Here is a 19,734-nt window from a genome sequence, read left to right on the forward strand (position 1 = left end):
GGTCAGGTCTGCTTCGGGTTGCGCGGTGTCCACACGACGAGCGCGTTACTGCGTTGCACCGGAACGAGATCGCGTCGGTACCCGGCATGAACCTTGGCCAGCTCGGTCGCCATCTCGGTGACGCGGGCCTGCAGCGCCTCCACCTGATTGGTGAGTTCGATGATGCGCTTGATACCCGCCAGATTGACGCCCTCGTCCTGCGAGAGACGCTGCACCTCGCGAAGCAGCGCGACGTCGCGCGGAGAGTACCGTCGCCCACCGCCGGTGGTGCGGAACGGCGTCACCAGTCCTAGACGGTCGTAGGTGCGCAGTGTCTGGGCGTGCATGCCGGCGAGCTCGGCGGCGACGGAGATGACGAAGATCCGGGCATCCGGGTCCGCGCCTGCGTCGCGCGCATCCTGCGGATCGCTGGGCGTCCGAGTCATCTCATCTCTCCTCTCGCATCAGAACCGTCAGGCTCCGGGCCACCCGTAGCGGGGATCGAAACCACTCGCCTTCTCCGCCGCAGCGTAGGCCTCGAGGGCATCGCGTGCCGCGTCGTCCAATTCGGACGGCACGGCCACCTTCACCGTGACCAACAGGTCACCGATCTTCGACTTCTTGGGAATGCCGCGACCCTTCACCCGGAAGGTGCGGCCGTCGACCGTTCCCGCCGGAACCTTCAGACCGACTCGGCCGTCGAGCGTCGGCACCGACAGCGTCGTGCCGAGCACCAGTTCGCTGTACGCGACGGGAACCGTGAGGGTGAGATCGTCACCCGTGCGGCCGAACACGGCGTCGCTCTTCACGTGCACGGTCACCAGCAGATCGCCGGCGGCAGCGCCGCGCAGACCGGCCTCGCCTCGGCCGGCCACTCGGACACGTTGCCCGTCACTGACACCGGCAGGAACCCGCACCGTCACCGACCGGGTGCGGTTCTGCACGCCGGTGCCGCGGCAGTCGGTGCACGGATCGTCGATGATCGAGCCGGTGCCCCGGCAGTCGTCGCACGGCTCGCTGAAGCCGAACGCGCCCTGGTTACGGCTGACCACACCGGCACCGTTGCACCGCGGGCAGACCCGCGGGCTCGTGCCGGGCTTCGCGCCGCTCCCGTGACAGGTGGTGCAGGACGACGGACTCGTGATGGACAGCGGGACAGACGTTCCCACCGCCGCGTCACGGAAGTCGAGCGTCACCTCGGCCGCGAGATCACTCCCACGCCGGGGACGCGACGACGCGGCCTGGGTACGACCACCGGCCGCGCCACGGTTGAACAACCCGCCGAACAGATCACCGAGATCGGCTCCGCCACCGGCACCTCCGAAGAGGTCACCGACGTCGAACCCGCCGGCCGTACCCCCGCCGCCGAAGTTGGTTCCGCCGCCCGGCGAGAATCCGCCGCGTCCGAAACCACCACTGGCGAACAGTGATCGGGCCTCGTCGTACTCCTTGCGCTTCGCGGGGTCGGAGAGCACCGCATTGGCCTCGCTGACCGCCTTGAAGCGCTCCTCCGCTTTCGCGTCCCCCGGATTGGAGTCCGGATGGTTGTCGCGCGCGAGCTTGCGGTACGCCTTCTTGATCTCGTCCTGCGACGCGGAGGAGGAGACGCCCAGCTCCTTGTAGAAGTCCTTCTCTATCCACTCCCGTTGGCTCACCGGTCGCCTCCTCCTCTCACATCACATCTTCGTTGTGGTCGAACTATGCCTGGTCGGATGCCGCGTCGGCGCCCGAACCGTCGACGACGGCGACCATGGCGGTGCGCAGAACTCGATCACGCACCTTGTACCCCTTGCGGAACACGCTGCCGACGACAGGATCGTTGCCGTCGCCCTCGTGCTGCACGGCCTCGTGCAGCGCAGGGTCGAACGCGTCGCCCTCGTCACCGAAGGCGACGAGACCCTGTGCGGTGATGACGGATTCGAGCTTGTCCGCCACCGACTTCAGCGGCCCCGTCTCGAGGTCACCGTGCTTGCGCGCCCGATCGAGATCGTCGAGCACACCCAGCAACTCGGCCAACACCGACGCCTTGGCGTTGTCGATGTCCACCTGCTTGTCCCGAGCGACGCGTCGCCGGTAGTTGGCGAACTCGGCGCTGAGGCGCTGCAGGTCGGCCGTCCGCTCGGACAGCTCGTCCTTCTCGGGTGCAGTCTCGGAATCCACGGAACCCTCGGACATCTCTGCCTCGAGAACCTCTGCTTCGTCCTCCACGTCACCGGGCTGGGGCGCCGTGGCGGAGCCCGCGAGGGACTCCTCCACGGCGGGGTCGACGTCGGGTGCGTCTACCTTCCCGGTGTCCTCAGCACTCACTTCTTGTCCGTGTCGACCGGCTCGTCCACGACCTCGGCGTCGACGACATCGTCGCTACCGTCGGTCGGGGCTGCGCCGTCGGCACCTGCTCCGTCGGCTGCTGCCGACTCGTACAGTGCCTGACCCAGAGCCTGCGACTCCGTGCTCAGCTTCTCCACCGCTGCCTTGATGGCGGCGATGTCGGTGCCGTTCAAGGCAGTGCGAGCCTCCGCGATGGCCGACTCGACCTTTTCCTTGGTCTCCGCAGGAACCTTGTCCTCGTTGTCCTTGACGAACTTCTCCGTCTGGTAGACGAGCGACTCGGCCTGGTTGCGGGTCTCGGCCTCCTCGCGACGGGTCTTGTCCTCCTCGGCGTGAGCCTCGGCGTCCTTGACCATGCGCTCGATCTCCTCCTTGGAGAGGCCGGAGCCCTCCTGGATCTTGATCGTGTTCTCCTTGCCGGTGCCCTTGTCCTTCGCCGTCACGTGCACGATGCCGTTGGCGTCGATGTCGAACGTGACCTCGATCTGGGGCACACCGCGCGGTGCGGGAGGCAGCTCCGTCAGCTCGAACGAGCCGAGAAGCTTGTTGTGCGACGCGATCTCGCGCTCACCCTGGAAGACCTGGATCTGCACCGACGGCTGATTGTCGTCCGCCGTGGTGAAGGTCTCGGACCGCTTGGTGGGGATGGTGGTGTTGCGCTCGATGAGCTTGGTCATCACGCCACCCTTGGTCTCGATGCCGAGGGACAGCGGCGTGACGTCGAGGAGCAGAACGTCCTTGACCTCACCCTTGAGCACACCGGCCTGCAGTGCGGCGCCGACGGCCACGACCTCGTCCGGGTTGACGCCCTTGTTGGGCTCGCGTCCACCGGAGAGCTCCTTGACCAGCTCGGAGACTGCCGGCATACGGGTGGAGCCACCGACGAGCACGACGTGGTCGATGTCCTTGACCGCGATGCCCGAGTCCTTGACCACGGCCTGGAACGGCGCGCGGGTGCGGTCGAGCAGGTCGGCGGTGATCTTCTGGAACTCGGAGCGGCTGAGCTGCTCGTCGAGGAAGAGCGGGTTCTTGTCCGAGTCCACCGTGATGTACGGCAGGTTGATGGACGTGCTCTGACTCGAGGACAGCTCGATCTTGGCCTTCTCCGCAGCCTCACGCAGGCGCTGGAGAGCCATCTTGTCCTTGGTCAGATCTATGCCGTTCTGAGCCTTGAACTTGTCGACGAGCCAGGTGACGATGCGCTCGTCCCAGTCGTCGCCACCGAGGTGGTTGTCGCCGGACGTGGCGCGGACCTCGACGACACCGTCGCCGATCTCGAGCAGGGACACGTCGAACGTGCCGCCACCGAGGTCGAACACGAGAATGGTCTGTTCCTTCTCGCCCTTGTCCAGGCCGTACGCCAGAGCGGCGGCGGTGGGCTCGTTGACGATGCGCAGGACGTTGAGGCCGGCGATCTGGCCGGCTTCCTTCGTGGCCTGACGCTGTGCGTCCTCGAAGTACGCGGGCACCGTGATGACCGCGTCGGTGATCTCTTCGCCCAGGTACGCCTCGGCGTCACGCTTGAGCTTCATGAGCGTGCGCGCGCTGATCTCCTGCGACGTGTACTTCTTGTCGTCGATGCCGACGGTCCAGTCAGTGCCGATGTGGCGCTTGACGGAGCGAATGGTCCGGTCAACGTTCGTCACGGCCTGGTTCTTCGCGGACTGGCCGACGAGAACCTCTCCGTTCTTGGCGAACGCGACGATGGACGGGGTGGTGCGTGCACCCTCGGAGTTGGCCACCACGACCGGTTCGCCGCCCTCCAGGACGGACACGACCGAGTTGGTGGTCCCGAGGTCGATTCCGACCGCACGAGCCATGTGAAGACCTCCTGATAGATGCTGCTGTGATCGTTCGAGCGTCTGCCTGAGCGAACTGCGCTCAAGTCTGCCTGCCGGATTCTCGCTCCGTCAAGTCGTACTTGAGTGACCCACGCTCAATGGCAGTCGTACGGCTCAACGGAGGGGTGTGCGAGTTTGTTCCCGGAGTGGTCGGCCGGCTGTGGTCCGCGCGTCTGGACCCACCCGATCGCGAGGCTTTCTGCGGATCGGCAGCATTCGACGCGAAAATGTGGCAAAACCTGCACTCGGCCGTGCCTCAGCATCCACAGGTCGACCGGATCGACGGGATCCCGCCTCCGGCAGCGAGTTGAGGGCACTCACGCATGGTCGGCGCGTGTGAACCCACCCGATCGCGAGGCTTTCTGCAGATCCGCGGAATTCGACGCGAGAGTGTGGCTGAGCACGCGCGTCCGACGGTTAGGGTCCACGGCATGTCACCGGTTCCCGGCACGACCCTGACGGCCCGAGGTCTCACCCGCACGTTCGGACGCCACACAGCAGTCGCCCACGCCGACGTCACTCTGACCCCCGGCAGGGCGACCGGGCTGGTCGGACCCAACGGCGCCGGAAAGACGACGCTGCTGCTGATGCTCGCCGGCCTCCTGGCTCCCGACTCCGGGACCCTCGAGCTGGACGGGTCTTCGGTCGAGACGGTCGCACTCCGGCGGGCCGTGGGGTGGATGCCGGACGTCTTCGGCACCTGGGACAGCCTCACGGCGACCGAGATCCTGTCCACGTTCGGACGGCTGCACGGGCTGTCGTCGAAGGACGCCCGTGCCCGCGCCGCCGAACTGCTGCAGCAGGTCCACCTCGACGATCGCGCCGACCGACCCGCGCACGAGTTGTCCCGCGGCCAGAAGCAGCGGCTCGGGTTCGCCCGCGCTCTGGTCCACCGACCGCGCATCCTGCTGCTCGACGAGCCGGCGTCCGGCATGGATCCGCGCTCGCGAGTCGAACTGCGCGACGAGGTCCGCCGGCTCGCCGACAACGGATGCGCAGTGCTGGTGTCGAGCCACATCCTCACCGAACTGTCGGAGATGGTGGACGACGTGCTCGTGATGACGGACGGGCGCACGCGGGAGTCGGCACCCGCCACCGAACGATCGTGGCGACTACGCGCGGTGGGCCGGCCTGTTTCGTCGGCCGACATCCTGCGCTTCCCCGACGAGGAGGCCGCGGCGCGACACCTGCGCACGGTCGTCGACTCGGGAGTGCTCGTCGCCGAGTTCGCCCGCGTCGACTCGGAACTCGAGGACGCGTACCTCGCCCTCGACGCGGACAGGACATGACATGGCGGCACGGATGAGCAGCTGGTCGTCGGTGGTCGGCGTACTGATCGGCCTCGAACTCCGGCAGCGACTGCGCACCACGCGGTGGCGCGTCACCCTGGCCGTCACGTTCACGGTCATGTCGCTGGCCGTGTTCGGGTCGATGTATCTGGCACTGTCGGTGGACGAGGCCGATGCGAACTACGACGGCTGGGCGCGCAATCTCTACGCGGTCGTACTGGGAGTCGAGCTGTTCCTCGGCGTGGTCCTCGCCCCCACCCTCACGGCGACGTCGATCAACGGTGACCGCAAGGACGCGACGCTCTCCGTGGTGCAGGCGACGCCGATCAGCCACTGGCAGTTGGCCGTCGGCAAACTTCTCGGGTCGTGGGTGTCCTGCCTTGCCCTCGTCGCCGTGGCGTCGCCGTACCTGGTGTGGGGCATCGTCGCCGCGCCCTACGGCATCGGCACCTCGGTGCTGGGCGTGATCGTTCTCTGCGTGATTTTTCTGTGCTACTGCGGGATCGGGCTGGGGTACTCGGCCCTGACCGCTCGGCCGGCAGGTTCGGCCGTCCTGACGCAGGCCACCGTGTTCTTCCTCGTGCTGGGCCTCCCGGCGCTGTTCGGCCTGCTCTACTCGACCACGGCGGAGGACCACGAGGTGGTGGGCGCCGAGTACACGTACGTGGACGATTCGTTCGACACCGTTCCGGACTGTCGCGACGTGGCCACGGTGCGCTCCTACGAGCACACCGAGCGTATCTGGTGGCTGTTGGCGCCCAACCCGTTTCTCATTCTCCCGGATGTGGTGGCCGCAGATGACAATCCGAGCGTACGTGTCTGGACGTCGGACGAGCGGCCACCCGATCCCAGCGTGGCGCGCCCGATAGCCGAGACGCTCTCGACGGCGCGCACGGGCCCGTACCTGACGGAGCCGACCTGCGCGGACACCGCGTCGACCTACCGCGTGAGCGCCTCGAACCGCAGCTTCTACGACGAGCAGGTCGCGTTCGAATCCGGAAAGATCGGCGACAGTTGGTACCTCGGGCTGGCCGTCAATGTCATCCTGGGAGCTCTCGGACTCACGGTCGCCGCGCGCCGACTCCGCGTTCCGGCCCGCACCTTGCCGAGGGGCGTGCGGATCACCTGAGGCGCTCAGCTCAGCCGTCCACCCCCGTCGACGTGGAGGGTGGTTCCGGTGACGAAGCCGTTGGTGAGCGCGAGAAGTACTGCGGCCGAGACGTCGTCGGGTCGACCCACTCGCCGAGCGGGGTTCTTGGCAGCCGTCGCGTCGAACATCGCCTGCTTGCCGTCCCCCATGCCGTCCCACGCACCCGAGTCGACGATGCCGGGCGACACGGCGTTGACCCGCAACGGTGCCAGTTCGACGGCCAACGCTTCCGCGAGGAATGCGACAGCACCGTTGGTCGTGGCCATGACGGCGAGGCCCGGCGCCGGCTTCCATGCGGCGACACCGGAGAAGAACACGAACGAGCCGCCGTCACGCAGCGTGGGCGCGAAGTGCTTGGCCAGCAGGATCGGTCCGACGACCTTGGCTGCGAACGCGCCCTCGACGGCGGCGCGGTCGAGGGCTGTGACCGGGCCGTTGGCGTGGTTCGCCGCGAGCGACACGACGTGATCGAGAGGTCCGAGCGTGGTGACGGCGGCGGCGATGGACGATTCGTCGTCGAGGTCGAGGTGCATCGCCGATGCGCCCGAGCCGAGCTCGGCGACCGTGTCGGCCAGGGCCTCCGGGCGTCGACTGCCGAGGAAGACCTCCGCGCCGGCGGCGAGCGCGTCCTCGGCGATGCGCCGCGCGATGCCCGACGAGCCGCCGACGAGAAGGATGCGGGTGTTCTGCAGGGTGCTCATGACGGTGTGTCCCTTCCGCGGCCCCGTCTCTCGCGGCCACGGAAGGTTCAGCGCACCGGGCCCGCAGCATCATCCCATCGCGCTATCGATAGTTTCGGGACTTGCTATTCATAATCTCTATGCCCACAGCTTGGCGGCATAATCGACCACCATGACGTTCGACGAGGTGGCCGACGAGCTGTACGGGCTGGACCCGTCCGACTTCGTCGCCACCCGCACGGAACGGCAGAAGCAGGCGCGTTCCGACGGCGACAAGGCCCTGGCCAAGCAGATCGGTGCGCTGCGCAAACCGACGATCGTCGGGTGGGTACTGAACGTGACGGTGCGCGACGCGGAGGACGACGTCACAGACCTGCTCGACCTCGGCGAAGCACTTCGTGAGGCGCAGCAACATCTGCGGGAAGGCCGGAGGCCGGCCGGTCGACCGTCGGGCGCCACCCTCCGCACGCTGACGAAGCAGCGGCAGCGCGCCGTGCGTGCACTGGCGAACCGCGCCGCGAAGATCGCAGAAGACCGCGGTCACCCGATCGGCGAGGACGTCGGGCGCGAGGTGACCCAGAGCCTGAATGCGGCGCTGTCCGATGCGGACATCGCCGACGAGGTGCGGCGCGGCCGGATGCTGGGGGCCGCCGAGTACAGCGGGTTCGGCCCGATGGGGCTGGTGTCCGTCGATCCCGAACCCGCGCAAGAACCGGAACCCGCACCCGACGACACGGCCGAACGGGAGATGGAAGAGCAGCGAGCCCGCGCACAGGCCGAACTCGACGACGCCGAGGCTGCGCTGCAGGGTGCGACCGAGGCGCTGGAGAAGGCCGACCATCGCATCGACGAGCTGCAGGAGTCGGTCGACGCCCTCACCGAGCAACTCGAAAAGGCACGCGAGGACCTGGAGGCGGCGCAGGACGCGCGTTCCGAGGCGGCGTCGGAGAAGGACGCGTCGACCTCGAGGGTCCGGAACGCGACGAAGCGCCTCGATCGACTGTGATCGAGGCGCTTCGGCGGTGACGGGTCAGGCGCAGTTGCCCGCTGTGGGGACGTCGCGGAACCGGGCGTCGAGCCAGTTGGTGCCGGCGCCGAGTCCGATGAAGTCGGGCAGGACGTGGCCGAGCGCGAGCCCGGGGAGGAAGAACGGCAACTGCTGAGTGTTCAGCTGGACGTTCGAGCCCTTCCCGCACCAGGTTGCGGCGAGATCGACTGCCTGGCCGTGCGGCACGATGTCGTCGCCCGTGCCGGTGTCGATGTAGACCGGCGTGGTGGGTGTGCGGTTACCGATCTTGTTCTCGGCGAGAACCGTCTGCGCCTCGGGAATCCGCTTCAGGTAGTCCGACAGCGACTCGCCGGTGGTGATCCACTCGTTGGTGCGGTGGAAGCCCACGGTGAGTGCACTTTCCACGACGCACTGATTCTCTAGTGCCGCCAGCGCAGCCTTACCGGCCGGGTTGGTCGACGCGTCGATGATCGGGCCCAACTCGGGGTTGGACCGGCGCAGACCGTTCAGGGTGTAGCCGATGACACCGGTGAGGATGGTGCCGTCGACCTGTGCCAGCGTCGCGGCCAGATCGGCGACGGGCGCACCGGCGTAGGTGCCCTTGATGTCCAGCTCCGGTGCGTACTCGGGAGCGAGCTCCACGGCTGCTGCCACGGCGCCGCCGCCCTGGGAGTAACCCCAGAGGCCGACCGGGGATTCGGGTCCGACCTTGGTGTTGCCGAGTTGCTGCGCGGCGCGCGCCGCGTCGAGCACCGCGTGCGCTTCGGCGGCGCGGTTGACGTAGGTGTGCGCACCCGGTGTGCCCAGCCCGTCGTAGTCGGTGATGACGACGCCATAGCCGCGGGAGAGCAGCGCATAGGTGGAGAGGAGCTCGTACTCGACCATGAGACCGAGCACGGGGGGTGTAGGTGAGGACGTTGTTCAACTGGTGCGACGGCGCGCACTGGTCGCCCTGGCCGTGGGTGCCGGGGGCGATCACCACGAGCGGGCGCGGACCGGGGCCGGTCCACTCGGCCGACGGGTCGATGTACGTCCCGGTGACGGCCACCGGCGCGTCGTTGGCGTCCTGCGACCGGTACATCAGGCGCGTCGCGGTGCCAGGAATCGGTCCCTGCGGCAAGGGGAGCGACAGTGCGAGATTCGACGGCCCGGTACGGATGAGGTCACCGTCGTTCCCGGCGGGAAGCGGCGAGGGGGGCGTGTAGAAGCTCGAGGCCGGGCCGGGGGGTTCGGCGGTCGCCGTGGGCACCACCGCGCCGAACAGACCGAGACACATCACCAGACCGACGCCGGCAGACCGCAGTTTCCGCACATTCATCCCATCGACAACGGGGCCCTGGCGGGCCCACTACCGCCCTGACCGTAAGTGATGGGGCCCACTTCCGAGAAGCCGGTGTGACCCCGACCGCGGACTTCGTGCTCGATCACTTTCCGAGCCCGAGCGGACGGGGCCGGACCACAACAGGGTCGGGCGGAAACAGACCCTCTAGCCTGAAGCCATGAACGCGTCGGACAGTGTCGAAGGCTCGCAACCCCCGAAGCCGCCCCGCCCGTCGGTGCACGTGACGCCCATGCGGGAGCCGGTTCCCGACGAGCGCCCACGCGCCGTCGATGCCGCCGTGATCCTGTGGAGTCTGTGCCTCGTCGTCCTGGCGGCCACCGGCGCGCTGCTGGGACTCGACCACCAGGGACTACGGTCGCGCCTCGCCGACGTCCTCTCGGCCGACGCCCCCGGCACCTCGGCGGAGGACATCGACTCGACGGTCCTCATCACGCTCGTCGCCGGTGCTGCCGTCGGCGCCGTCGTTCTCCTGGTGGGACTGGCCGGCATCCTGCAGATCCGCGGCCGACGCCCCACCGGACGATCCACGCTGACCCTGGTCGGCATCGTCGCCGCCGCGGGATCGATCGCGTTCTGGATCGCGACCTCCGATGCGCTGGAGCAGCCCACGACGTATGCGCCGTTCGTCGTCGCGGCCCTCGCTCTGCTGGGCACCGCTCCGCTGTTCGTCCCCGCCGTCGGGCGATGGCTCGCAGCCGCTCCCGTCCGGCGCTGATCTCAGCGGCGGTCGAGCTCCGCGAGGATGCCCTCGGCGCTGCGCGCGGCGATGTCGCACGCCCGCGCCGTGAACCGGTCGAGCAGCGGATGGGACGCGCGGGAGCGCCAACTGCGGACCGCGTCGAAGGCCGTCTTGCGCTGCAGTTCCACCGAGTCGTCCGGATCGAGCCCCAACCGCGTCGTCGTCTCGGTGCCCTGCGCACCCACCAGTCGAGCGAGCTCCGCCTTCTCCGGCTCGGGCAGCCGCACCTCGCGTGCCCGTAGCTGACCGAGCAGACGCAGTTCCTTGAACCCGTGGACGTCGGCGAGGGTGGATCCCACCTCGTCGATGATGGCGCGCGATCCCGCGGCCGGTGAGGCGCGCAGCACGCGATCGAGAGCGACGAGGGCCGAGTGCGCCTTGAGCTGGTCGGCTCGCTCGCCGAACTGCACGTCGATGATGTGCCGTAGCTCCTCGAGTCCACTGCGCTCGACGAGTTCCCGTGCGAGCGAGGGCGAATCGCGCGTGCCCATGCGGATGAGCGTGACGGCCATCCGGATGCCGAAGAGCCCGAAACGGTCGACGAGTCCGGCGCGCGTCTCCGCATCGACGGGGAGTGGCATGTCCGGGCGGGAGAAGCGGTCGGCCGACAGCATCGCCAGTTGGAGGTCGTCGGGCGGAGCGTCGGCCAACGCGACGAGCGCGCCGAACTCGCTCTGCCGCAACGTCCGTGCCCCGAGGGCGAGCAGGCCGGCGACGGGCACGACGGCCTGGCACAGACCGGTCTTCTCGAGCTCCACCGCGAAGCGGGACGCCACTTCCTTGGCCGACATCATCGCGTCCATGCGACCGGCGCCCACCTCGTCGGCACGCGAGACGACGCCGACCACGCCGAGGGGGCCGGAGTCGCCACCGACCGCGTCGTTGATGCGGGTGAGGAACGACGTGTCGGACGCGCTCAGGGTGCGCAGGAGATAGACCACGGCATCGGCGCCGGACGCGGAGTCCTCGGGCGTCAACATCGACAACGTCCGCTCGGACACGTCCAGGGACAGCGACGACGTGCCGGGGGTGTCGATGATGGTGTTGCGGGCCAGGGTTCGCGCCGGCCACTCGACGTCGAGGCGGTCCACGCGGTCGGCGGTGAGATCGCCGAAGTCGAACGACAGTCGACCACCCCGTCGCAGCACCGGGATGCTCATCGAGCGGTCCCCGTCGTACCGGGCCGTCACCGAGGGAGACGTCCCGCGGCGGTACCACGTGACCACGCGGGTGCACTCGGTCGCGTCGGTGGGGGCGATGTCCTGTCCGACGAGCGCGTTGAGGAGCGTCGACTTGCCGGCCTTGAGTGATCCGGCGAGCGCGACGCGCAGCGGCTCGTCGAGCCGGTCCGCGCAGACGCGCAACGCATCCCGGACGTCCGGCTCCCGCACGTACTCCGCCTGCGCCGCCGCGACGAGTTCCCGCGCACGGTCGAGCGTGACACTCACGAGCCGGTACCGATCTGCGTGCGGTCCGCACGAGCCGCCTCGACGACCTTGTCTGCCTCGGCGGCCTCGACGGCCTCGGGGTCGAGCTTCTGCGCGATGCTGCGCAGTGCAGAGATCTTCTTCAGTGACTGCTCCAGTTCGGCTGTGCGCGCGGCACGCTCGGACGAGGCGCCGGTCGCCGCCTCCTGCGCGGCCCGCAGCGAGTCGCTCACCGAGCGCACCGTCTGATCGGCCATGTCGGTGAAGTGGTCACGGAGCTGGCGCTGGACGAGCCGCAGGCGGTCTTTGGACTCCTTGCCCACCTGGAAGCTGACGTCGTCGGTGAACTTGCGGATGGCGACCTTCGCGTCGGCCCGCCGCTTGAGCACCCGCGCCTCCTTGTCGTCCTTGTAGGCCTTGCTGCCCAACAGGACTCCGGCGCCGAGCGAGATCGGATTGAGCAGCGCCAGTCCCATCATCGTCGTGATGAGTCCGAACATGAGCACGCCGCCGTAGGAGCCGCGCATGCCCACGAGCACCTTCGAGGTGATGCCCATCCGGCCGGACTCGAGGTCCCCCAGTGAGGTCACCGGGTCCATGACGCCGTCGACGTTCGCGATGTTCATCGCCGGGATGTGCGCATCGGCCGTCTCGGCGAAGTGCCGAGCGACCGTCTCGGCGAGCCACAGGGACCGCTCGTGCGCCCAGACGAAGTTGTCCCCCACGGCGGAGGCGATCTGGTCCTCGAGCCACTCACCGATGCGCGGCCAGTCCTTGCCCGGGTCTCCCCCGTCGACCGCCTCCTCCGCCTCACGGGTGATGACGCGCAGCCGGTCTCGCAGGTCGTGGTCGATGTCGGCGGCCAGATCGGTGATGCCGTCGTTGAGTGTCTGCTGCCACCGACTGCTGCGCTTCTGCATGTCCTCGGCGTTGGCCCGCGCCTGTTGCAGACCGGCCACCGCCGCGGCGGCGGTCTCCGGATCGCGAAGCGCCGCGAGTTCACTGCCCAGGGCGAGGGCGAGATGCTCGGACACCGAGCGGACGTCGAGAGCGACGGCCTTGCGAGTGGTGGCGTCGGCACGCTGCACCACACCGCGGAGGAAGTCGTAGAGAGCCGGGAAGCCGGCCTCCTTGTCGAGCGAATCGTCCTTCAGCCGCAGCGCGTGCGAGCGGAGCATCGACGAGATCGGCATCAGCGGGACGTCGATGCCCTGCCGCGCGAGGTGCCCGCGATCGGCCTCGACGATGCGCCGCCAGTGCGGGTACAGGTCGGTCTTGGTCACCAGGCACGCGACCGCCGGGCACAGAGTCACCACCTGGCGCAGGAAGGCCACCTCGGGCTCGGTGAACTCCTGACTCGAATCGGACAGCACCAGAACGGCATCCGCCGACGTGACCAGACCCAGGGTGCTGTTGGCGTGCGGGTTGCCGTGGCCGCCGACGCCGGGGGTGTCGATGACGACGAGCCCGTCCTTCAGCAGCGGGCTGGGCACGGAGATCTCGAGGCGCAGGATCTCGCGACCCTCCGCGCGCGGGTCGGTCGGTGTGACGGCATGGATGTCCGCCATGGGGATGTCGATGCGCACCGGGTCGGCGCCGATCTCGCCGACCACAAGCTCCGCCCGCTCGGTCTCTGCGTACGCGACCATCGTGGGCACCGCGGTGGTCTCGTCGTCGCCCACCGAACACACGTCGAGGCCCAGCAGCGAGTTCACGAACTGGCTCTTGCCCTGCTTGAGCGGTCCGACCACGACGATGCGCAGGCGCGGATCGAGCACCCGCTCACGCGCCGCCGTCAACCGGTCGAGAAGGTCGCGGCGACCGGCACCGGACGCCACCTCGCCCATCCGGGACAGGAGCTCGGCCAGTTGCGTCGCCTGCGTCGGCGCGGGGGTCTTCCCGGCGCCGGTCTGCACGGCGGGTGGTGCGTCGTTCTGCATGTGGTCCCGATCTGTCTGCGGTGGCAACGGGTCGAGCGCGTCTGTGAGCATTCACCATCTGCGGCGGTGTGACCCTCACGGTAAGCGCCGACGACCCCGTACGCATAAGCGCGTACGGGGTCGTCGGTGTTACAGAGCGCGGGTGATCAGTTGGCGTCTCCCGCGTCGGCCGCGTTGTCATCGGCCACAGCGCCGGTGTCGAGGCCGTCGTCCGCGGAGCTCAGTCCACCGCCGAGGGTGTTCGACAGGCCGTCGGTCAGGCCACCGGTGAGTCCGCCGCCGAGCCCGGAGACGGTGTCGGTGAGGCCGTCGCCGACTCCGTCGACCGCCGCCGCGGGGCCGTCGAAGGCACCCTCGGCGTCGACGTCCTGCCAGGAGGTGGCCTCGCCGGCGATGTCGCCACCGAGTCCGCCGTCCGTGGTCACTGCGCCGAGCGCGTCGCCGGTGACGTCGGTGACCGCGCTCAGGCCCAGTCCGTCGGTCGCTCCGGTGACGCCGCCGAGCACGGCGTCGGTGGAGTTCTGGAACTGGCCCACCGCGTCGGCGGTGGCGTCGATGCCGCCGTCGAGTGCGCCGGTGAACTCGGACGTGTTGTCCAGTCCGCCGGTGACCTCGCCGTCGGGCGAGATCTCGAAGCCGCCGAAGACGCCGCCCGCGCCGGTCGCAGCGCCGGTCAGGCCGCCCTGCAGCTCCGAGCCGAGCTCGAGCCCGCCCTGCGTGACGCTGTTCAGGCCCAGCCCGAGGCCGCTGGCGAGGCCGCCGCCCAGGCTCGCCACCGCACCGGTGACCGCGTCGGGATCGGTGACCGCGCCGCCGACACCGGTGAGGGTGCCGTCCAGTCCGCCGGCGACCGCACCCACGGCGCCGAGGCCACCGGTCAGGGTGGTCAGTGCGCTGAGGCTGCCGTCGAGGCCGGTGTTCGCGTCGAGCAGTCCGCTGATCGGCAGACCCTCGGCGTCGAGCGCGCCGCCGGCGGAGACCGCCGTGTCGAGTGCGGCGTCGAGCATCGTGGTGAGGTCACCCGTGGCTCCGAGTGCCGTTCCCAGGGACGCCACCGGATCGCCGCCGCCGGCGATGTCGAGCAGAGCGCCGAAGGCTCCGCCGAGCTCCGCACCCGCCGTGCCGCCGACGCCGAAAGCTGCGGTCAGCGTCGCGGGCAGGTCGCCCAGGGCGCCGGTGTCCACGCCGCCGACGAGGCCGAGCGCCCCGTTGAGCGCGGTGCCGAACTGGCCGACCGGGTCGGTCTCCAGGTCGAGGACACCGCCGACGTTCAGTGCGTCGCCGAGTGCGGCGGAGACGATGCCGCCGAGGTCACCCTCGAGCAGTCCGTTCGCATCCAGATCGGCGAGCACCGTGCCGCCGAGCACCGTGCCCAGTGCGGTTCCCAGTCCTGCTGCGGCTGCGCCGCCCAGTCCCAGTGCCGCGGCCAGGCTGCCCGTGAGGTCCGGCAGCTCCGTGTCGGGCAGGCCGACTCCCGCGACCAGGCCGAGGCCGGTCGAGACAGCGCCGCCGAGCAGGCCGGCGAGGTCGGCGTCCAGATCGAGATCCGGAGCCGCACCGAGCACCGTGCCGAGCGCGGCGTCGAGGTCCAGCCCACCGGCCAGCAGTGCACCGAGCTGGGCCTGCAGATCGGCGGTCAGGGAGCCCCCGAGAGCGGCACCGAGAGTGGCGCCGACCGTGGCGGCGACGTCGCCGCCGGCGGCCAGAGCACCGCCGAGTGCAGCGCCGACCGTGGCGGCCAGATCTCCGCCGACCAGGCCGTCGAGATCGAGCGCCCCGCCGAGTCCGAGCGCCGTGTTCAGGGCGCCGGCCAGGGTGGCCGCACCCTCACCGGTGATGCCGAGAGCGGCGGTGACAGCGGCACCCAGATCGGCACCCGCGGTCAGGTCGGTGACGCCGGCGAGGACGCCGCCGAGGGCGAGTCCGAGTTCACCGGCAGCGTCGCCACCGAGGCCGAGAGCCACGCCGAGGGCGGTGGACAGCTGCGCCGCCACATCGCCGCCGAGCAGTGCCTGCAGGTCACCGGTGAGCAGCCCACCGGCGCCGAGGGCAGCGCCGAGCGAACCGGCGAGCGCACCGACGATGTCGGCGTCCAGTGCGCCGGTCAGGCCGCCCAGCAGGTCGGCGTCGAGCAGACCGCCGACGGCTCCGAGCCCGTCCAGATCTGCGAGCCCGTCGAGATCGACCAGCCCGCCGAGTCCGAGTGCGCCGCCGAGGACCGTGCCGAGTGCGGCGTCCAGATCGACGCCGCCGCCCAGCAGACCTGCGAGCTGTGCGCCGAGGTCGCCCGACAGGGCGGTCCCGAGCACGCCGCCGAGGGCGGCGCCCACGTTCGCGGCCAGCGGGCCACCGGCCGACAGTGCTGCGCTCAGCGCGGCTCCGACGGTGGCGGCGACGTCCGCGTCGGCACCGAGGATCGCGGTGAGGTCGAGACCGCCCGCAGCTCCCAGCATCGCCTCGAGTGCGCCCGAGAGCGTGGCGGCGGCATCGCCGGTGACACCGAGTGCACCGGCGAGGACCAGTCCGAGATCGGCGCCGGCCGTGAGGTCGGTAGCCGCTCCGACGAGCCCGCCCAGTGCCAGGCCGAGGTCGCCACCCAGTGCGCCGCCGGCGCCCAGGGCGCCGGAGAGTGCGGCGCCCAGGACGGCGGTGAGGTCGCCGCCGAGCAGTGCGGTGAGGTCGACGTCGGTCAGGCCGCCGACGTTCAGTGCGGCGGCGAGCGTGGTGCCGAGCGTGCCGACCAGGCCGGCGGCCGCGTCGGCACCGATGCCGAAGACCCCGTCGAGGTCGAGAGCGCCGCCCAGGACGGCGGTCAGTGCGGTACCGAGATCGGCGCCGCCTGCCAGCAGTCCGGTGAGCTGGGCGCCGAGGTCGGCGCCGAGCACGGCAGCGAGGGTGGTGCCGAGTGTCGCGCCCAGTCCTGCGGCGACGTCGCCACCGGCGGCGAGTGCGCCCGAGAGCGCAGCCGTGATGTCGGCGCCTCCGACCACACCGAGTGCGGCGTCGAGCGCGCCGGCGAGCTGCGCGGTGAGTCCACCGGTCAGGTCGCCGTCGAGGCCGAGGGCCGCGGTGAGCGCCGCCGCGAGGTCGGCGCCGAGGACGCCGTCCAGGTCCAGACCCGCGGTGACCGTGCCGAGCACGTCGCCCAGGGCCAGGCCCACGTTCGCCGCCACGTCGCCGCCGGCCGCGAGAGCCGTCGCGAGTGCGGCGGAGAGCTGCGCGGCGAGGCCGCCGGTCAGCAGGCCCGCGAGATCGGCGTCGAGCAGACCGCCCGCACCGAGCACGGCTGCGAGCGAGGTGCCGAGCGTGGCGACGAGGTCGCCGCCGAGGCCGAGGGCACCGGACGGATCGAGGACACCGCCCAGCAGGGTGGTGAGGCCGGCACCGAGGTCCAGACCACCGGCGAGCAGGCCGACGAGCTCGGCGCCGAGGTCGCCGGACAGGACACCGCCGAGGGCCGCGCCGAGCGTGGCACCGAGGTTGGCTGCCACCGCGCCGCCGGCGGCGAGAGCGCCGGAGAGTGCGGTACCGAGGGTGGCCGCGAGGTCCAGGTCGCCGAGGACGCTGAGGTCGTTCAGCACGTTCAGGTCGCCCAGCACGCCGAGTCCGCCGAGCAGGTCGAGATCGCCGGCCAGGCCGAGGACACCGTCGAGAGCGGCACCGAGCTGAGCGGTGAGGCCCGCTGCGAGTCCACCGGTGAGTCCTGCGCCGACACCGAGTGCGCCGGTGAGGGCTGCGGCGAGGGTGGCACCGAGTCCGGCCACCGCGTCGACGTCGAGACCGCCCGCCACGTCCACGAGTCCGGCGAGCACGCCGCCGAGGGCGAGTCCGAGGTCGCCGCCCAGGTCGCCGCCGACGGCGAGAGCGCCGGCCAGCGCGGCAGCGAGCTGAGCACCGAGATCGGCACCGAGCAGTGCGGTCAGATCGCCACCGAGCAGGCCGCCCGCGCCGAGGAGAGCCTCGAGGGAACCGCCGAGCGTGGCGAGGACACCGGCACCCAGGCCGAGTGCGCCGTCGACGTCGAGCAGGGCACCGAGATCGGCGACAGCGCCGATGTCCAGGAGGCCGCCGAGGCCGAGAGCGCCGTCGAGGATGGTGGCCAGTGCCGCACCGAGGTCCAGCTCACCGGCCAGCAGTCCGACCAGCTGAGCACCGAGGTCGGCCCCCAGGACGCCGCCGAGGGCGGCACCGAAGGCCGCGCCGAGCGTTCCGGCGACGGTACCGCCGGCGACCAGCACGCCGCTGAGGGCAGTGGAGAGAGTGGCGCCGAGCGTGGCCGCGATGTCGGCTCCGCCGGCCAGGGCGGCCGCGAGGTCCAGGCCACCGGCCAACTCCAGGACACCGTCGAGCGCGGCGCCGAGCTGCGCACCGATACCGCCACCGAGGCCGAGCACACCGGCGAGGGTCGCGCCGAGAGTGCCGCCGACGCCGAGAAGAGCGTCGAGGTCGAATGCGCCGGACAGGCCGGTGACGGCTCCGAGGAGCGCGCCGAGGGAGGCGCCGAACTCACCGGCGACGTCTCCGCCGGCAGCGAGGGCTGCGCCGAGAGCCGCGGAGAGCTCGGTGGTCAGCGTGCCTGCGAGCGCGGCGACGACGTTCGCGTCGAGGATGGTGGTCAGCGTCGCGCCGAGATCACCGGCGACGTCGACGGCAGCGGCGAGAGCACCCGAGAGAGCAGCGGTGATGTCGGTGGTCACACCGAGCGCGCCACCGACGACGACACCGAGCGATCCGGCGACATCGAGTCCGGCGGTGAGGGCGGCGGCCAGATCGGCGCCGAGCGAGCCACCGGCGGTGACCGCTGCGCCGAGCACGCCACCGAGTGCGGCGCCGACATTCGCGCCGAGCACACCGCCCACCGAGAGTGCGTTGGAGAGAACGCCGGACAGACCGACTACGGCGTCGAGGTCGAGACCGGCGACGGTGCCGAGCACGGCGTCGAGGGCGGCCGTGAGCTGGGCTCCGGCACCCACGCCGAGGCCGAGCGCTGCGGTGAGCGCACCGGCCAGGGTGGCGCTGAGGTCGACCAGCGTGTCGAGGTCGAGGACACCGCCGAGGGCGAGGAAGGCGTCGAACGCCGCGCCCAGTGCGGCACCGAACTCGGCGGCGAGGTCGCCACCGAGGGAGAGTCCGTTGGCCAGGACGAGGGCGAGGACCGTGGTGAACTGGCCCGCGATGTCGAGGTCGCCCAGGTCGATGAGGCTGAGGTCGAGTCCGCCGAGCAGGTCGATGTCGCCGATCCCGCCGAGGTCCAGCGAGGCCAGGTTCAGGCCGCTGAGGTCGAGCGAGGCCAGGTTCAGGCCGCTCAGATCCAGGTCACCGAGGTTCAGGTTGCCGATGTTGCCGATGCTGCCGATCGCCAGGCCGCCACCGATGAGGGTCGGGCTGAAGGTGAAGCCGCCCAGGTCGAAGCCCCCGAAGTTGTTGTTGCTGAAATTTCCGTTGTTGTTGTTGTTTCCGAAGTTCACCGCGTTGCTGCCGAACGTGGGGCCGCCGACGGCGACGTTGTTGCCGCCGAAGACGGTGCTGTTGTTCACGCTGCCCGCATTCACGACGGTCGAGTTCACGACGGTGGAGGAGCTGCCCGCGTTCACGATCGAGGCGAGACGCGATCCGCCGGCGAACAGTCCGGACTCGGCGACCATGGGCGCCACGGCCACGATGTCGGCGTGGCACACGTCGGGCAGGCCGGCAGCGTCCAGCGAGGCCTGGGGGTTCGCGCAGTAGGCGGCGGCGGCCTTGTCGTCGCGAAGAAGGCTGAGGATGAAGTCGAGTACGGCGTTCGTGGCCATCGGGATCTCCTGGGTGTGTGTGAACCGGTGTCGGCAGACGGTGTGTGTGCAGGCGTCGAGGTGGTCGGGCCGACTGTCTCGGCACGTTGAGATCAAAACTAGGTCGACTAGTGAGGTGTCCCAACGGGGCGCAGCCCCCTTCCTGCACCCCGGGGGTCGCCCCGGGGCAGATCGGGGTGACTAGGGGGCATAGGGGATAGGACCGCTCTACTCTTGTG

The 19,734-nt window shown here is 70.3% G+C and carries 13 protein-coding genes; 4 read left to right on the forward strand and 9 right to left on the reverse strand.

From position 1 onward, the window contains the following. Positions 1–2: 2 nt before the first annotated feature. From QE397_RS16685 to dnaK, 4 genes are read right to left on the reverse strand one after another with little or no spacing between them, the layout of a single operon-like run. Complete coding sequence (locus QE397_RS16685) at positions 3–425, reverse strand: heat shock protein transcriptional repressor HspR (protein WP_027506925.1); 423 nt, start codon at positions 423–425, stop codon at positions 3–5. 27 nt (positions 426–452) lie between these two features. Then, positions 453–1,634 (reverse strand): molecular chaperone DnaJ, encoded by a 1,182-nt coding sequence (gene dnaJ, locus QE397_RS16690; RefSeq protein WP_307096125.1) that lies wholly within the window; start codon positions 1,632–1,634, stop codon positions 453–455. A gap of 43 nt (positions 1,635–1,677) precedes the next feature. Then, entirely contained in the window at positions 1,678–2,286 is a 609-nt protein-coding gene (gene grpE, locus QE397_RS16695; RefSeq protein ID WP_051613622.1) for a nucleotide exchange factor GrpE, read from the reverse strand. After that, positions 2,283–4,127 carry a molecular chaperone DnaK gene (gene dnaK / locus QE397_RS16700; protein ID WP_027506927.1) on the reverse strand — a complete coding sequence of 615 codons (1,845 nt, stop codon included), beginning with the start codon at positions 4,125–4,127 and terminating at the stop codon, positions 2,283–2,285. Before dnaK ends, grpE begins: the two co-directional genes overlap by 4 nt. 452 nt (positions 4,128–4,579) lie before the next feature. Between dnaK and QE397_RS16705 the strand changes: the two genes are divergently transcribed. Both QE397_RS16705 and QE397_RS16710 read left to right on the forward strand, forming a co-directional pair. Continuing rightward, positions 4,580–5,437 (forward strand): ABC transporter ATP-binding protein, encoded by an 858-nt coding sequence (locus tag QE397_RS16705; RefSeq protein WP_037186932.1) that lies wholly within the window; start codon positions 4,580–4,582, stop codon positions 5,435–5,437. A gap of 1 nt (position 5,438) precedes the next feature. Then, positions 5,439–6,566, forward strand: coding sequence for an ABC transporter permease (locus tag QE397_RS16710; RefSeq protein ID WP_307096127.1), 1,128 nt, complete (start codon positions 5,439–5,441; stop codon positions 6,564–6,566). Positions 6,567–6,571: 5 nt separating this feature from the next. On the opposite strand, the gene QE397_RS16715 is transcribed toward QE397_RS16710, so the two are convergent. Beyond that, complete coding sequence (locus QE397_RS16715; protein ID WP_307096129.1) at positions 6,572–7,288, reverse strand: SDR family oxidoreductase; 717 nt, start codon at positions 7,286–7,288, stop codon at positions 6,572–6,574. A gap of 151 nt (positions 7,289–7,439) precedes the next feature. On the opposite strand from QE397_RS16715, the gene QE397_RS16720 reads away from it, so the two are divergent. Next, the gene (locus QE397_RS16720; protein ID WP_307096131.1) at positions 7,440–8,273 is read left to right on the forward strand and encodes a hypothetical protein; all 834 of its coding nucleotides are present in this window, start codon (positions 7,440–7,442) and stop codon (positions 8,271–8,273) included. Positions 8,274–8,297: 24 nt separating this feature from the next. On the opposite strand, the gene QE397_RS16725 is transcribed toward QE397_RS16720, so the two are convergent. Next, a complete protein-coding gene (locus QE397_RS16725) occupies positions 8,298–9,161 on the reverse strand; it encodes a lipase family protein (RefSeq protein WP_307096133.1) in 864 nt (287 codons plus the stop codon). Positions 9,162–9,775: 614 nt separating this feature from the next. On the opposite strand from QE397_RS16725, the gene QE397_RS16730 reads away from it, so the two are divergent. Further along, positions 9,776–10,333, forward strand: a complete 558-nt coding sequence (locus tag QE397_RS16730) for a hypothetical protein (protein ID WP_051613623.1) — start codon at positions 9,776–9,778, stop codon at positions 10,331–10,333. Between the two features lie 2 nt (positions 10,334–10,335). Here the strand turns inward: QE397_RS16730 and QE397_RS16735 are convergent, their stop codons facing one another. The 3 genes from QE397_RS16735 to QE397_RS16745 all read right to left on the reverse strand — a co-directional run bounded on the left by QE397_RS16735 (position 10,336) and on the right by QE397_RS16745 (position 19,516). Further along, positions 10,336–11,805 (reverse strand): dynamin family protein, encoded by a 1,470-nt coding sequence (locus QE397_RS16735; RefSeq protein WP_027506933.1) that lies wholly within the window; start codon positions 11,803–11,805, stop codon positions 10,336–10,338. Beyond that, on the reverse strand, positions 11,802–13,724 hold the full coding sequence (locus QE397_RS16740) for a dynamin family protein (protein ID WP_056444035.1): 1,923 nt from the start codon (positions 13,722–13,724) through the stop codon (positions 11,802–11,804). The genes QE397_RS16735 and QE397_RS16740 overlap by 4 nt, the downstream gene beginning before the upstream one ends. Positions 13,725–13,870: 146 nt before the next feature. Continuing rightward, on the reverse strand, positions 13,871–19,516 hold the full coding sequence (locus QE397_RS16745; RefSeq protein ID WP_307096138.1) for an IniB N-terminal domain-containing protein: 5,646 nt from the start codon (positions 19,514–19,516) through the stop codon (positions 13,871–13,873). Between the last annotated feature and the right edge of the window lie 218 nt (positions 19,517–19,734).

Origin of the sequence: Rhodococcus sp. SORGH_AS_0301, assembly GCF_030818285.1 — a bacterium.
Lineage (GTDB): Bacteria > Actinomycetota > Actinomycetes > Mycobacteriales > Mycobacteriaceae > Rhodococcoides.